The sequence below is a fragment of the Mycobacterium cookii genome (assembly GCF_010727945.1).
In the GTDB taxonomy this organism is placed as follows: Bacteria; Actinomycetota; Actinomycetes; order Mycobacteriales; family Mycobacteriaceae; genus Mycobacterium; species Mycobacterium cookii.
Genome location: NZ_AP022569.1, coordinates 3,384,330 through 3,399,910 on the forward strand (window position 1 = coordinate 3,384,330; position 15,581 = coordinate 3,399,910).

12 protein-coding genes are annotated in these 15,581 nt (G+C 69.7%); 5 read left to right on the forward strand and 7 right to left on the reverse strand.

What is annotated here, in order from left to right; all coding sequences use genetic code 11:
- Positions 1–11 precede the first annotated feature (11 nt).
- On the reverse strand, positions 12–725 hold the full coding sequence (locus G6N27_RS15925) for a hypothetical protein (protein WP_163777447.1): 714 nt from the start codon (positions 723–725) through the stop codon (positions 12–14).
- A gap of 199 nt (positions 726–924) precedes the next feature.
- On the opposite strand from G6N27_RS15925, the gene G6N27_RS15930 reads away from it, so the two are divergent.
- Positions 925–2,667, forward strand: a complete 1,743-nt coding sequence (locus G6N27_RS15930) for a sensor domain-containing protein (protein ID WP_232064602.1) — start codon at positions 925–927, stop codon at positions 2,665–2,667.
- On the opposite strand, the gene sigM is transcribed toward G6N27_RS15930, so the two are convergent.
- Genes sigM through G6N27_RS15950 form a run of 4 tightly spaced genes read right to left on the reverse strand, consistent with a single transcriptional unit; the run spans position 2,664 to position 10,040 of the window.
- Positions 2,664–3,215, reverse strand: coding sequence for an RNA polymerase sigma factor SigM (gene sigM, locus G6N27_RS15935; protein WP_179963293.1), 552 nt, complete (start codon positions 3,213–3,215; stop codon positions 2,664–2,666). The two genes, G6N27_RS15930 and sigM, sit on opposite strands and share 4 nt — an antisense overlap.
- 44 nt (positions 3,216–3,259) lie before the next feature.
- Positions 3,260–6,937, reverse strand: a complete 3,678-nt coding sequence (murJ, locus tag G6N27_RS15940) for a murein biosynthesis integral membrane protein MurJ (protein ID WP_163777450.1) — start codon at positions 6,935–6,937, stop codon at positions 3,260–3,262.
- Positions 6,934–9,300, reverse strand: coding sequence for a hypothetical protein (locus tag G6N27_RS15945; protein WP_163777453.1), 2,367 nt, complete (start codon positions 9,298–9,300; stop codon positions 6,934–6,936). The genes murJ and G6N27_RS15945 overlap by 4 nt, the downstream gene beginning before the upstream one ends.
- On the reverse strand, positions 9,297–10,040 hold the full coding sequence (locus tag G6N27_RS15950; protein WP_163777456.1) for an NUDIX hydrolase: 744 nt from the start codon (positions 10,038–10,040) through the stop codon (positions 9,297–9,299). The genes G6N27_RS15945 and G6N27_RS15950 overlap by 4 nt, the downstream gene beginning before the upstream one ends.
- Positions 10,041–10,243: 203 nt before the next feature.
- Here G6N27_RS15950 and G6N27_RS15955 point away from each other — a divergent pair, with 203 nt between their 5' ends.
- From G6N27_RS15955 to mbtM, 4 genes are read left to right on the forward strand one after another with little or no spacing between them, the layout of a single operon-like run.
- Positions 10,244–11,689: a CCA tRNA nucleotidyltransferase gene (locus G6N27_RS15955; RefSeq protein WP_163777458.1), complete on the forward strand. Its 1,446-nt coding sequence runs from the start codon at positions 10,244–10,246 to the stop codon at positions 11,687–11,689.
- 23 nt (positions 11,690–11,712) lie between these two features.
- Positions 11,713–12,228 (forward strand): pullulanase, encoded by a 516-nt coding sequence (locus G6N27_RS15960; RefSeq protein ID WP_163781887.1) that lies wholly within the window; start codon positions 11,713–11,715, stop codon positions 12,226–12,228.
- 39 nt (positions 12,229–12,267) lie between these two features.
- Positions 12,268–12,534: an acyl carrier protein gene (locus tag G6N27_RS15965; RefSeq protein WP_163777461.1), complete on the forward strand. Its 267-nt coding sequence runs from the start codon at positions 12,268–12,270 to the stop codon at positions 12,532–12,534.
- Positions 12,531–14,117, forward strand: coding sequence for a long-chain-fatty acid--ACP ligase MbtM (gene mbtM / locus G6N27_RS15970; RefSeq protein WP_163777464.1), 1,587 nt, complete (start codon positions 12,531–12,533; stop codon positions 14,115–14,117). The genes G6N27_RS15965 and mbtM overlap by 4 nt, the downstream gene beginning before the upstream one ends.
- A 57-nt stretch (positions 14,118–14,174) precedes the next feature.
- Here mbtM and G6N27_RS15975 read toward each other — a convergent pair whose 3' ends face one another.
- Entirely contained in the window at positions 14,175–14,798 is a 624-nt protein-coding gene (locus G6N27_RS15975; protein WP_163777467.1) for a GNAT family N-acetyltransferase, read from the reverse strand.
- A gap of 7 nt (positions 14,799–14,805) precedes the next feature.
- A complete protein-coding gene (locus G6N27_RS15980) occupies positions 14,806–15,579 on the reverse strand; it encodes a TIGR03084 family metal-binding protein (RefSeq protein WP_163777471.1) in 774 nt (257 codons plus the stop codon).
- Positions 15,580–15,581 lie beyond the last annotated feature (2 nt).

The window sequence follows — 15,581 nt, forward strand, 5'->3', positions numbered from 1 at the left end:
TCCCGCGAACACTACGGCCGGAGCACAATCCTGTCAGCCAACAGGCCGGTGTCGGCGGAACTGCAGGTCGGGGTCACCGCAAGCGCCGAGACGGCGCCGGGCGTGTCGCCCGGTAACAGCAACAGGATCGCCGGTCGACCGCCGATGTCGACGGGCCGCGCGCCCAGCGGACGGGCGTCGGCCGGATACCCCAACCCGGTCAGGCACGAGGCGCGACGGTGTGGATCGGTCAGCGCCCCGAAGTCCGGGCGGATGTCGAGCAGGGCGAGGATCTGCTGATCCGACAGCGGGATCGCCGCGGGCGGTCGTGACACGGTGATGTGTTCGATGGTGGTAGGCCGGCTCGGCGTCGACTCCGGGGCCGTGATCAGCGCCCTGGTGCCCAGCCAGATTGCGACGGCGACCGCCGCCAGCCCGGTCGCCGCGACGGCCAACCGCGCCGAGCGGGGCAGGCCGCCGCGGTGTACGGCGTGCTGTTTACCCAGCGTGGCCCGGATCCGGTCGACGGCAGCGGGGTCGACCTCGGGTGCCGACGACGGATCGGAGCCCAGCGCGGCGACATCACGACGGACCCGGTTCAGCGCGCGCATGGTGTTCTGGGCATCCGGATCGCTGCGGACTCGTTTACGCAGCTGAGCGGCAGTATCGTCATCGACCAGACCGGCCTGCAGGTCGGCGAGGGCGTCCACGCTCGGCGCCGAATCATCGTACCGGTCGTCGCCCATTAGCCCCAGTGTCCGACATTTTGGATGAATATTCCATGAGGATCACCCGCTGAGCCTACGAAAATGAGCCGTTGAGTTTAGACTCAGACGAAGCTGAGGAATTTTCAGTTAAGGGGCGAACTGAGCGGCGTGGGGATATCGGACCCCCACTGCCGCGCCGACGCGGGACAACTCTGGCAGACCACGTCAGGAGAACGCGGTGACGGTAAGCGCCCTGAAACAGATCGACCACACGCAGCGTCATACTCCGGCCGAACTGGCTATCGCCGGCGCGGGCGGACAGCAGTATCAATTGCTGGTCGATCACAGCCCGGTCGCCATTTGTGTGCACGTCGACGGTCGCTACGTCTACGTCAACGAGACCTTGGTGCGCAACATGGCGGCGCGGTCGGCAGACCAGCTGCTCGGGCGCAAGATCACCGACTTCGTTCATCCGGACTCCCTGGCCGCGGTGCGTCAGCACATAGCGTCACGGCGGGAGTACGGCGACAGGACCCCACCCCTGGAGATGATGATCGTCACGCTCGACGGCGCCACCCGTGCGGTAGAGGCGCTGGCGATCCGGACGCGGTGGGAGGGCCGGCCCGCGCACAAGGTGGTCTTCCGGGACCTCACGATGCAGAAAGCCACCGAGGCGAATCTGCGCTTCCAGGCCGCTTTGGTGGCCCACGTCAGCGACGCCATCATCTCCACCACCACCTCCGGGTATGTGACCAGCTGGAATCCGGCGGCGGAGGTGATCTACCGGCGGCCGGCTGTCGACGCGTTGGGCCTGCCGATCGGCGGGGTCCTGGGGGCCGATCTCGACCTGGCGGCGATCGTCGCGAGCGGAGGAGTGGTACACACTACGCACCGGGTCGGTGACGGATCGGAGCTGACGGTGCGGGTCTCGGTGTCCAGGATGGACGACGGATTTGTGGTGTCGTGCGCGAATCAGACGGCGCTGCGGCGCGCTGAGCGGCAGTGCCAGATGGTGGTGGCGTCGCTGCAAGAAGGTGTCGTCGTCATCACGGCAGACGGCACGGTGGAATCGGTCAACCCGGCGACGCTGCGTATTTTCGGCGCGCCGGTGGCGGGCGTCGATATCGTCGAGTTCGCGAAAGTGGCGGAGGTGTCGGTATACGACGCGAACGGTCGGCTGCTCAGCTGGGACGAGCGCCCGGTCATGGAGACCCTCAAGCGCTCTCCGCGCCGAGGATGCATCTACGGCCTCGATCGACTGAGCGACGGTGAACGGATCTGGGTGTCGATCAACTGGTCGCTGCTGGACCCCGCCGATCCGGAGCGGTCGTCGGTGTTGATGTCGATCGTCGACATCACCGAGCAACACAATGCCCATCAGCAGCTGGCGTACCAGGCCACCCACGATGTCCTGACCGGGTTGCCCAACCGCGCCCACCTGGTGGCGTTGATCAACGATGCGATCGGGTCTGCCGAATATCGCTGGGGTGCAGTCCTTTTCATCGATCTCGACAAGTTCAAAGTCATCAATGACGAGCTGGGCCACCACGCCGGCGATACGGTTCTCGAGGTGGCGTCGCAGCGGCTCCGGGCAGCGTTGGGCCCCGACGACATCGTCGGCCGGGTCGGCGGCGACGAGTTCGTCGCGTTGTTGGCCGCTCCGATACAGCGCGTTAAAGTCAATGCCCTTGTCCGGCGGTTACATACGGCGCTGCGCAAGCCGATCCGCATCCGCGATGAAGGCCCCTGCGCGCCGACGATCCGCGCCCACGTCAGCGCCAGCATCGGCGTCGTCGCGGTGCAACCCGACGAGCAGCGCTGCGCCGCAGAGATGTTGCGCGCCGCCGACGCCGCGATGTACCGAGCCAAGGAGACTGGTGCGGCGACGTGCCACTCCAGTGACGCCGCCGATGTGGTGGTGCGACGCCAGAAGCCCAACCGCCGTGCCGCGCAGCCGGTTCGGGCGGGAATGACGGGCTAGCCAGCCGGGCGACGCGTGTCGCTGTGTAGATGGCCCAGTATCGCGGCGAGTCGCGCCCGCGCGCGGGCGCAGCGGCTCTTGACGGTGCCTTCGGCCACACCGAGCATCCGGGCGGTGTCGGCAACCGAGTAGCCGTGCATGTCGACCGCCACCACCGCTGCGCGCTGCTCGACGGGCAGGTGCATCAGTGCCCGCTGCACCGCGATGGCCGTCTCGACCTGTGCGGTCCGGTCCGACACCGGGTACACGTCGTCGAGCGCGACGGTGGGATGGATCTTGTTCCGCCGCAGCCGATCCAGGCACGCATTCACCACGATGCGATGCAACCAGCTGCTGACCGCGGCGTCGTGGCGGAACGAGCCGGCGCCGCGATGCGCGGACACCATCGCCTCTTGCAGAGCGTCTTCGGCGTCCTCGGCGCTACCACTGGTCAACCGGGCGAGCCGGTGCAGGTGTCGGTGGTGGCGATAGAAGAGCTGCTCGAAGGCGTAGCGGTCGCCCGCGACATGAGCAGCCAGCAGTTCTGCGTCGCTGCGTTGTTCTGCCACGGCCGGACATTAACCAATCCCCGTTGACCCGGCACTTCACCCTGTTACGACTTGGCCTGCACGGTGAGTTCGGAGATGCTGGTGCGGCTTTGCCCGTTGGTGGTGCCCAGCGTCGGGATCCACACCAGCAGGTAGGACGTCGGTGACGATGCGTTGACCGCAATGGTGTTGTGGCCCGGATGCATTGCGACAGGCTGGCCCAGTGCGGTGGTGTCGTCGAGCTTGCCCGGTGAGGCCGTCGCCGCCGAGCGGATCTGGATCTTGGTTCCGGTGCTGGGGACGTCGACGCTCACGGTGCCGACCACGGTGGGTTGGGGCAGCTGCAGCAGCAGGCCGACACCGCTCTTGAAAGCGGGGAACGGAACGGCGTCGTGATAGGTATCGGTGTCCCACGCGGTCGCCGGGTTGCCGTCGATCGCCTGGCGGGCCTGACCCGGATTGTCGGGTTCCTGGCCGGGCGAGAACACCGTGACGCCAACCGGTTTGACGACGCTGCCGGCCGCCGCTGGACTGGCGGTCGAGCTCGCCGACGGCCCATTCAGGCCCAGCTGGTCTTTGTCCAAGCCACCGACGTCGCCGAAAATGCGGCTGAGCACCGAAGCCAGGACTACCAGCGCGACGACGATCACGGCGGCCCCCACACCGATCCCGATGGTCACGGCGCGGCGCCTGCGCAGGTGGGCCTGCTCTTCCTCGAATAACGGCGAGGGCGTCCGGACCGGCGGTGCGGACGTCGGCGGCGGCGTCTCCTCGGCGACGGGGCTTAGCAGCTCGGTACGATCGGCTACCGCCGTCGCCTGCTGCAGCAGGTTCAAAAGGGTTGCCGCGCTGCGTATTCCGCCGTCACCGTGCAAGGAGTGGGTGGCCGCTGCGGAGATCTGGAAGGGGATGTCGCCGTCGAGGGAACTCGGTTCGACGGGCTGACCGCCGGGACCTCGCGGGGCCGGGTCCATGCCGCTGGGCTCGCCGGATTCGGGCAGCGGCCACCGGTTGACCAGCAGGGCGTACAGCGCAGCGCCGATACCGCGGATGTCGTCTTCGGGGTTGGCGTCCGGGATCGTCGCGGGAAACGCCAGCACCACGTCGCCTTCGATGCTGACCCGTACTCGGCTGGGATGGTCGATCGACAGCGCGACGCCGGCGTGGTGGGCACTTTCGGCCGCAGCGGCCAGGGTCTGCATCGCGCGTGCTGCGCCCACCGCCGACGGCGACGTCTCGGCCACTTCCTGCAACGACCCACCGCGAACCCACTCCGAGACCACCAAGCCACCGGTGCCGGTATGCACGACGTCGAGCACCCGGGCGATGCCGAGCTTGTCGAGGCGGCTCAAGCGCATCGTGCGAGAAAGGATTTCGCGGACGTACTCGTCGGACAGCGCGCCGTCCGGGTCCACGAACGTCAACGCCACCTGTCGGTTCAGCGCGGTGTCCAGCGCCTGCCAGAACTGCAGGTGCGGCGCCCCGCCATGGAATACCAACAATCGATAACGACCGCGGGCGATGCTCGCGCCGGGAACCAGGTGCTGTTCGTCGGAGGGGCCTGGCGATGCCGCGACGGCGTCACCGCGCGGTGGATCGGGGGACGGTCCGCCATTGGGCGGAGTCGGATCCTCCGGAGCCGCGACGGTGCCGACGTGCAGATCGGTGGGGACGTCGGGGTGGAATTCGTCGGCAACGGACGACGAAAAAGGGTCGGGGGCAGCCTTGGCTGACGTGCTGTCCGATGGGCCGTCGGTCATCCCCGGTCCTCTCCTCAGCCCCTCCCCGGTCAAGTGCTCGGGACGCCCGTGCCGAACGGGCTCCCGTGCCGGATAGTCCGCCCGATCGGACGAATTCCTGTGCTCAGGGTACGTGACGTTACTGGAGCGCAACAGCTGATCGCTGCCCATTGGGTTGCCTGCGGCAACGGGTGCTGACCTGCCGGAAGCGGGCGGCGGGGCGGCCTTACCGCGGGCCGGCGTCGCGCCGATCCAGCGGCGGAGGACGGCCCACGCCGCCTGCGCCTCCGGCACCTGCCCGCGGACCATGACGACGGCCAGGATCGGCAGCATGATCACCGCGAGCACGAACAGCCGCAGCAGCGAGCCGGCGCCGCCCCCGTAGGCGGTCAGCCGCTGCATGCCCAACAACACGTCCACCACGTAGGCGATCAATCCGGCGAGCAGCGACGCGGTGATCGTCACCAGGATGGTCCGCAACTCCGGCACGCCGATCAGATGACCGCCCGGCGGCCGTAGCGCCTTGCGCAGCAGGATGTAGCCGGCGATCGCGCCGGCCAGGAAACCCAGGCCGTTGGCCAGTCCCAGGTAACCCGCGACCAGCTCGGGCTTGTCGGTGACGTGCGGCGCGACCAGCGACGCGGCGATCTTGACGGCCGTGATGATGACGATGATCACGATCGGTATCCAGGGCTGCTCGCGGGCATAGAAGACCCGCAACTGCAGCAACACCACCGCGTAGGGGAGCAGCGTGAACGCCGATAAAGCGATCGCCGAGCCCAGGTAGCCGGCGTCGACGTCGCCGAAGTGGCCGTAGGCGAACAGCGCGCTGCCCATCGCCGACCCGCCGACGGTCATGAACGCGACAACAGGGATCAGCGTGATCATCGTCAACCGAATAGCCAGCGACAGGTCGGCGAGCACCGCGGCGGTGTCGTCGGCGGCGGCGTTGCGGCTCAGCCGCGGCATCACCACCGTCAGCACGGTCACGCCGATCATGCCGAACGGCAGCATCAACACCAGCCAGGTGTAGTTGTAGATCGCCGGACCGGACGCGGCCGCGGTGCTGGCGATCTGGTTGGTGACGATCAGACCGATCTGGCTGATCAGCACGTAGAACACCATGGCGGCGGCCATCGTGCCGAAGCGCTTGAGGCGGTCGTCGATTCCCCACAGCGGGCGCAGGCTGATGCGTTGGCGCCGGATGGCGACCAGCAGGACGGCGGTCTGCGCGAACACGCCCAGCGTCGTGCCGATCCCCAGCACCAGCAGCTTGGCGTTGCCCATTTTCACCGGGTCCACCGACAGCTCACCCGGTGCGAGCAGGTAGGCGCCTAGTGTCGCGATCGCGACGACATTGTTGATCACCGGCGCCCAGGCCGGTGGCCCGAACACGTTGCGGGTGTTCAGGATTGCCATGAACACCGAGGACAGGCCGTAGAAGATCACCTGCGGAAGGAGCAGGTAGGCGAACGCCGTGGTCAGCGGCTCGTTCACCTGAGGGCTGCGGCCCAGCATCAGCTGTACCAGTAACGGTGCGGCGGCCACCGACAGCAGGGTGGCGGCCAGCAGCACTGCGGTCGCCAGCGTCACCAGCCGGCGCATGAACGCCGCGCCGCCGTCGGCGTCGTCCTGCTCGGCGCGGGCGAGCACGGGTACGAAGATCGCGGTGAACGTGGCCTCGAGCACCAGCGCGGCGACCAGATTCGGCAGCTGGTTGGCCACCGAGAACGCGCTGGACAACGCGGCGCCCAGGATCGCGGCCAGCACCACGATCCGGGCGAATCCGGTGACGCGGCTGACCAGGGTCGCCAACGCCATTCCCCACGACCGCGACACCAAGGCGGCGTCGGACAGCTCGGGACGCGGCTGCGGCGACGTGCCCTGCGACGGGACGTGCCCGGTCGGCGGCAGCGGGCCGGTGGGAGGGCCCGGGCTGCGCTTCGAGCGGGGTTTCTGGCGGGTAGCGCCGCCGTGCGGTGCGGACCGGCCGGCGGGGTTCATGCCCGCTGCTCGTCGTTCACGTAGTCGTCGGCGTCGGACGGATCCGGGCGGTCGAGGTCGGCGGGGTCCGGCTGGCCGCGGAAGCGGTGCCAAAGCCGACGCCCCGCGAGCGCAAACAGCACCGCGCCGGCGCTCATCGTGATCGCGAACAGCACCTTGCCGTATGCGTTGGAGTGCACTGACAACCGCACCGGCTCGCCCAGCGGCACCCCGGCCGGAGTGTGCAGGGCGACGTCGATCGCGACCCGCTGGGTGAAGTTCACCTCGATCGGGACCCGCAGCGGCAGGTATCCCGGCGGCAGCTCCATCTCGCCGAGGTCGGTCACCGTCATGCCGGGCGGCGCGTCGATGGACAGCCGCACCCGGATCGGCACGGCCAGCCCGTTGTGCAGGGCCAGCGGCAGCGGACTGTGTTCGGTGGCCAGGGTGTAGGAGCCGGCCGGTTTGACGATGGTGACGGCGCCGAACAGGTCGTTGATCGCGTCGCCGACGACCTGTAGCCGTTGCTGAGCCAGCCCGTTGCGGGTATCGGGCCCGTTGGCCTGGCTGATGGCGCGCAGCGTGTCTTCCCGCAGCGGCGCGGTGTAGTTGACACCGGTGAGGCCGGTGCGGATGTCGGTGGTCAGCGCCACGCTGAGCCCGGAGAGCCGGCCCACCTCGGCGGAGATCTTGGCGATGACGGCGTCGGTGAACCGGCCGCGCGCGCCGGCGGCTTCGATATCGGGCTGCTTGGTGCCGTTGACCGGCGGGACGGCGGAGGCGTCGGCGATCAGCGCGGGCAGCGGCCGTGGCACGGCCAGGCCGGACCGGATCGCTGTCGCCAGCGTGGTCAGGATGGCGCCAGCGTCGTCGGAGCTGAGCTTCCAGCTGGTAGGAGGCAGCAGAATCTGGTTGCGCGGCAGCGCTTTGGGCTGCAGCGCTCGCCACAGCATCGAGCCCAACGCGTCCTGGCGGCGGGCGATCTCGGAGTCGTGCTGCAGCCGGATCGCCAGGGCGGCGTTCAGGTAGGGGGGCGCGACGGGGTCCGAGCCGGTCGCCCCGAATGCGGCGCCGACGGCAGGGTCGAACGGCGCCAGCACCACCTGCGGCGACAGCCGTCGCGGTGTGGTGTCGGCGGTCGGCGGTGTCGGGGTGTTCGAGTCGCCGGTCGAGGAGTCCGCGGCGGCGATCACCACGGTGCTGTTGTTGGCGCTCAACAGGTCCACGGCCCGCTGCGTCAGCGAGCCGTCGGGGATCAGGGTGGCGCCGCGGACCGCGGCGACGCCGAGGATCTGGTCGACGATGTCGGCGGCCCCGCCGGTGGCGGTCGCGGTGAGTCCGACGTCGCCGATGCGCTGCACGGCGTCCAGGTCGGCCTGGGCGTAGGGCAGCGGCGCGACGCACATCCGGTGCGCCAGGGCGCGCAGCCGGTTCAACCAGTTCAGCGCCGCCGCCTGCCCGGTGCCCGGATGGGTGGGGGTGCCCGGCAGCTGGGCGGGGCCGCTGGGGGAGTCGGAGACGACGTAACCCGCCATCATCGCGTTGACGGTGACCAACAGGTCGGGGTCGATGGCCAGGCACAGCGCGCGGCCGATCGCGCCGTCGGGGTCGACGTCGCGGTTGGTGGTGAACTCGGCGGCGGACAGCAGCACGTCGAGTCGGCCGCCGCCGGCCAGCGATGTCGCCAGTTCGTCGTCCGTGAGGCGCACCGGGATGGTCCCGCCCGGCACACCGGGCGCCAACCGGGGCTTGTCGGCCAGCGGCCACAGCATGGTCACCGGCACCGGTTTGGAGGTGTCGGGTGCGACGACGGCCAGCGCGTCACCGGCCACGCCCTGCGGATCGGGCGGCACCCCAACCACGGGCAGCAGGAAGCGGGCGTTGTCCAACCGCGCCGGTGCACCGTAGTCGGGGGTCCCGTTGACGTTGACCAGCATCGGGTAGACGCCGGGCGCGGAGATGTCGAGCGAATGCTTGGCCGCCGATCGCATCGGGGCCGACAACGAGAAGCCGATCTTCTGACCGCGCTTCAGTTCCGGCGCCACCGTCACGAAATCCTCGGCGGCCTCGTACTGGTCGGTGTCGCCGTCGAGGTTGGTGCGCAAGCCGATCGACGCGGTCACCGCCGCGGCGTGCTCGAGCCGGACCATCACCTCACGGACCGGTCGGTCGCCGATGTTGGTGACGGTGCCCTTGACGGTCACCACCGGCTCGCTGGTCGTCGTGGCGACTTGCGGGGTCACCTGATCAATGCGCACCTGGACGAACGGCGTTGCGCCGGGCTCGCCCGCTGCGGCATGCGGCGCGACCCCTGAAACAGTCAGGATGCCGGCCACCGCGACGAGGCGCAGCAAAGCGGCCCGCCGGAGCCGGGACCTCGTCACGGGCCTGAACCGCGACCGTTCTGGCGGCCGCGCACAGATTCGTCGGGCCGGCGAATTCGGGTGCGCGAGTGGGTCTGCGGCCGGCGCCGCGGAGAACTGGGCGGCAGCGGTGGCAGCGCCGCCGGGCCGTCGGTCTGCAGCTTGCCGATCAGCTCGTCAGCCACCTCGGCGAGCTTGCGCTCGTCGGCGTAGGCCAGCCGCGACGGCAGTTCGGGGATCGGCACCCACGCCACCTCGGCGACCTCGAGATCCTCGTCGGACAGCTCTCCGCCCGAGCAGCGCATCAGATAGTGGTGCACGGTCTTGTGCACCCGGCGTCCGTCTGTGACGAACCAGTAGTCGATGCGGCCCAGTGCGGCCAACACGCTGCCTTGAATCCCGGTCTCCTCGGCGACCTCGCGGATCGCGGTCTCCTCGGCCGTCTCGCCGAGTTCGATGTGGCCCTTGGGCAGCGACCACAGCATCCGGCCGCGCCGGTCGACGCGGCCGATCAGCGCGGCGACCTGCTCTTCACGCGGACCGTCGAGGCCGTCGATCACCAGCCCGCCCGCCGACGTCTCGTGCACCGTGCGCAGCCGCTCCGGCCCGCGACGGCGTTGGCCGGGCTTGGCGGCGTTGGCGGGCGTGCCGCCGGCGGCTATCTCTTTGCCGGTGGTTTGGCTTTCGCTCGATCCCGCTGAGCGCCGACCGCGGCGCCTCCCCCGACGCCGACGCGGTTGCGATTTTTCGCCGTCGGACACCCAAGCGATAGTAGCTGGCGTGCTCATACGCACTAGCCGCACTCGCCGGTAGTGACACGTCCGAGACCTCAGCGGCCGCGGCCGGCCGGATGGTCGGGCTCCTCAACGGCCGCGGGCGGACGCATCGTCGCCCGACTGATTTCGATGGTCGGGCTCCTCAACGGCCGCGGGCGGACGCATCGTCGCCCGACTACGCTGCTTCCGTGCCGGAACCCACTGACGATGCGGAGCTGCTGGCCGCCGCCGCGGTCGCCTTGCACAGGCACGCCGACGTCCTGAGCGGGCTCGGCTCGCTGTTCGCGACGGCCGGCCACCAGCTCTACCTGGTCGGCGGCTCGGTGCGCGACGCGGTGCTGGGCCGACTCGACACCGGGGACCTGGATTTCGCCACCGACGCACGCCCCGAGCAGGTGCAGAAACTGCTGCGGCCGTGGGCCGACGCGTTGTGGGACACCGGGATCGAGTTCGGCACCGTCGGCGCCGAGAAGGACCACCGTCGCCTCGAGATCACCACCTTCCGGGCCGATCGCTACGACCGGGTGTCCCGCAATCCGCAGGTGGCCTTCGGCGACTCGCTCGACGACGACCTGGTGCGTCGGGATTTCACCGTGAACGCGATGGCAGTGCGCGTCGCCGCCACCGGCGCGGCCGAATTCGTCGACCCCCTGGGCGGCTTGGCCGCGGTGCGGGCCGGGGTGCTGGACACGCCCGCCAAGCCCGCCGATTCGTTCGGCGACGACCCGCTTCGGATGCTGCGGGCAGCGCGGTTCGTCTCGCAACTCGGTTTCGCCGTCGCCCCGCGGGTGCGGACCGCGATCGAGGACATGGCGGCCGAACTCGGCAGGATCACCGTCGAGCGAGTCGCCGTCGAGCTGGACAAGCTGCTGCTGGGCGACAACCCGGTCGCCGGCATCGACCTGATGGTGCAGACCGGGATGGGCGACGTGGTGCTGCCCGACGTCGGCGGCATGCAGATGGCGATCGACGAGCATCACCAGCACAAGGACGTCTACCAGCATTCGTTGACGGTGCTGCGACAGGCCATCGCCTTGGAGGACGAGGGGCCCGACCTGGTGCTGCGCTGGGCGGCGCTGCTGCACGACATCGGCAAGCCGGCCACCCGAAAGCACGAACCCGACGGCGGGGTCAGCTTCCATCACCACGAGGTCGTCGGCGCCAAGATGGTCCGAAAACGCCTGCGCGCCTTGAAGTATTCGAGACATATCGTCGACGACGTCTCGCAACTGGTGTACCTGCATCTTCGGTTCCACGGCTACGGCGACGGCAAGTGGACCGACTCTGCGGTGCGCCGCTACGTCACCGACGCCGGCCCGCTGCTTCCGCAGCTGCACAAGCTGGTCCGCGCGGACTGCACCACCCGCAACAGGCGGCGGGCGGCACGTTTGCAGGCCAACTACGACGACCTCGAGGCGCGCATCGCCGAACTGGCCGCCAAGGAAGACCTGCAGCGGGTGCGCCCGGATCTGGACGGCAACGAGATCATGCAGTTGCTGGGCATTCCGGCGGGCCCTCAGGTGGGGGAGGCCTGGCGTCACCTCAAGGAGCTGCGGCTGGATCGCGGCCCGCTGACCCACGAGGAGGCGACCGCCGAGCTGCTGTCCTGGTGGCAAGCCCGCGGGAACCGATAGCGGTCGCAGCGCGTCGCACTGGCATGGAGTATTGCCTGAGCAACGGCGACGGGGCGGCGTCGATGTGGACCCGCGCACCGGATCTCGACCTCAACGGTGACGGCCGATTGGACGCGGTCAGCCTGGACTTCGACGGAGACGGCCTGGCCGACGATGCGCTGGCCGACCTGGACGGCGACGGCGTCGCCGATCATGCCGTGCTCGACGTGCACGGCGCCGGGGAAAGCTACTTCACCGACGACGGCTCGGGCACCTGGACGGTGACCGCCGAAGTCCCCGCCCGGGCCGGGCCCGCGCTGCGCTGGTTCGGCCTCGACGGCGTCGAGCACACCGGCGGCCCGCCGACCGAGTTCGGCGCCGGCGCGCGTTTGCTCGACAGCGACGGCGACGGGCTGGCCGACCGCGTCATCACCTCTGCCGACAACGGGGTGACCGGCTACGTGGACACCGACGGCGACGGTCGGTGGGACCTCAAGCTCACCGACACCGATGGCGACGGCGCCGCCGACGCCGCCGGCCCCGTCACGCCCAAAACGTAGGTCCCCGTCCGTTCCGGTGGCCCGGTACTGTCACGGCCCATGAACGTCGAGGAGTCACACCCTGACTCGGTAAGCGCCGCGCTGACCGCGATCCTGCGCGACGACCTCAACATCGACACCAGCCGGGTGACCCCGGATTCGCGGCTGGTGGACGACGTGGGCCTGGACTCGGTGGCGTTCGCGGTGGGCATGGTGGCGATCGAGGACAAACTCGGAGTCGTGGTGTCCGAACAAGAGTTGCTGGGCTGCGACACCGTCGGCGATTTGGAAGACGTCATCCGGGCAAAGGTCCCGGTCGGCCAGTGAGCGTGCTGGCCACCGCCCTGTCGGGGGCGATGCGCTCGTCAGCCCACGACCTCGTCGTCTTCGACCGGGAAGCCGACGGCTGGATACGGCACCCGTGGCCGCAGGTGCAGGCCCGCGCCGAGAGCGTCGCCGCACGCATCCTCGACGAGCCACGGCCCGGCGCGGTCGGTCTGGTCGGCGAGCCCACCGCGGACGTCGTCGCGGCCGTCCAGGGAGCCTGGCTGGCCGGGCGCAGCGTGTCGATTCTGCCCGGACCGGTCCGCGGCGCCGACCCGCAGCAGTGGGCGCACGCGACGCTGACGCGGTTCGCCGGGCTGAGGGTGGACACGGTGTTCAGCCACGGCGCCGAACTCGATCTGCTGCGCGGGGCCGACGGCCCGGCGGTGCTCGACGTGAGTGCCGTTGCGCGTAAAGAGCTCTCGACCACGTTGGTACCCGTCGATGCCGCCGCAGGCGCGCCCGCGGTCCTGCAGGGCACCGCGGGTTCGACCGGAAGCCCCCGCACCGCACAGCTTTCCGCCGAAGCGGTGCTGAACAACATGAACGGTCTGCTCACCCGATTCGACGTCGACCCCGCCGTCGACGGCGGATGCACCTGGCTGCCGCTGTATCACGACATGGGCCTGACCTTTCTGCTCAGCGGTGCGCTGGCCGGGACGCCGGTCTGGCTGGCGCCGACCGCGGCGTTCACCGCGTCGCCATTCCGGTGGCTGCGGTGGCTCAGCGAAAGCGGGATGACACTGACCGCAGCGCCGAATATGGCCTACAGCATGATCGGTAAGTACGCGCGGCTGGTATCCGACGTCGACCTGGGCCGGGTGCGAGTGTCGATCAACGGCGGCGAACCCGTCGACTGTACGGCGATGGAGCGGTTCGCGAACGCGTTGAGCGCGTTCGGGTTTGACGCCGGGGCACTCGCCCCGTCCTACGGGCTGGCCGAATCCACCTGCGCGGTCACCATCCCCGCCCCGGGCACCGGCCTGCTGTATGACGAGATCACTTCTCCGGCAACAGATTCGGGACCGCGACGGCACGCCGTGCTCGGCTCGCCGATCCCCGGGATGGAAGTTCGCATCGGCGCGGTCGCCGAGCGTCCCGCCGAGCTGCCCGACCGCGACGTCGGCGAGATCGAGATCCGCGGTACCTCGATGATGTCGGGCTACCTCGGCGACACCCCGCTGGAGCCCGGCGCCTGGTTTCCGACCGGCGACCTCGGCTACCTCACCGACGACGGGCTGGTCGTCTGCGGGCGGGCCAAAGAGATCATCACCATCGCGGGCCGCAACGTCTTCCCTGCCGAGATCGAACGGGTCGCCGCCGAAATACGCGGTGTCCGTGAGGGAGCCGTCGTCGCGGTGGGCACCGACGACGACTCGACCCGGCCCGGTCTGGTGATCACCGCCGAATTCCGCGGCCCCGACGAAGCCGGCGCCCGCCGCGAGCTGGTCGCCAAAGTCGCCTCCGAATGCGGCATCGTGCCGGCCAACGTGGTGTTCGTCCGGCCCGGTTCGCTGCCACGCACCTCGTCGGGCAAGCTGCGCCGCCTGGAAGTCAAACGCAACCTGGCGACCGCGACCACGTGACCCGCTGCGCCGGTGGTGGCGCGACATGAAGCCGGCCCTGGTGGGCGCCAGTCCGAGTTAGCGCGCCTCCGGGACATCGGCCGGAGTGCGGGGCAGTGCGTACAACGCCATCCGGCGGTTGCTCATGTCGTGCTCGCCAAGGAACGTGCACCCGGCGTATTCGCACAGCCGTCGCGCCGCGGTGTTGCGATGGTCGGGGTCGAACATGATTCGGCGGCAACGGGGTTCGACCTCGAAGACGCTGGCGACGATGCGGGGCAAAAGGAATGGGCCCAGCCCTTTGTTGACGATCGACAGCTCGGCGATGGCCGCGTGCAGCCCGACGTCATACGGGTCGGCGTCATACCGGTTCGCAATGGAATCCTTTGCGGCGCGGTACACCTCGACATATCCGCCGTCTTCGCCGTGCATGCTGCCGATGTATGGGCGCGAGTAGGTGCCGCCGAGCTGAGCGCGCAGATAATCCCGCCACCGCGACGGCGGCCAGTCAGACTCCCACGCCTCGACCAGATGCGGCATGTTCATCCACCGCGAGATCATCTCGGCGTCGGCGTCCGGGTCTACGAGTCGCAGCGCGTAGGGCTCGGCCAGCACCGGCGCAGGGGGCGGGGGAGCAGTGCGGACGTCGTCGCTGAGCCCCTCGGTCAGCTCCCGCGGCAACACGACAAGTGCGTCAGACATCGAACGGCTAACGGCCCGAGCCGGGCGGACCGGCGAAGGCCTGCGCTATAGGCAGCCAACGCGCCGCGTCGTCGCCGTCGGCCTTGATGTCCAACTCGCGCAACGGACGACGCTGCGTGACCAGACAGCAGAAGTCCTCGGCCGAGCCGGTGACGCGTTGCGCCGCATCGTCGGGACCCCACGACCACAGGTCGCCGTCCGGCGCCCGCAACTCCACCCGGAACGTCTCCCTCGGCGGTTGCAGGCCGTTGACTACGAACGCGAAATCCCGGGTGCGCACACCGATATGCGCGATCGAGCGCAGCCGGGCGGTGGGGGGCCGGGCCACGCCGAGCGCGTCGGCCACGTCGAGCCCGTGCGCCCAGGTCTCCATCAGCCGCGCCGTCGCCATCGAGGACGCGCTCATCGGCGGTCCGAACCACGGCAACTTGCGACCGTCGGAGACGGTCAACAGCGCATCGTGCAGCCGTGCCCGGGTTCGTCGCCAATCGGCGAGCAACTCGCCGGGCGCGACAGCGGCGAGTTCGTCGGCCGCGGTGTCGACGAAGCCGAGCGGGTCAGCACCCGCGGTCTGCACCACGTCGGCGAACGCCGCCTCGTCGGTCACCGCGAGCAGGGCGACGCGGTCGGTCCACAGCAGATGCCCGATCTGGTGGGCGATGCTCCAGCCGGCGGCGGGCGTCGGGGTGGTCCAGCGGTCGTCGGCTAGCGGTGCCACCAGCGCATCGAGCTCGTCGCTTTCCGCGCGCAGGTCCTCGACGATCTGCTGCAGGTCGGCCATCC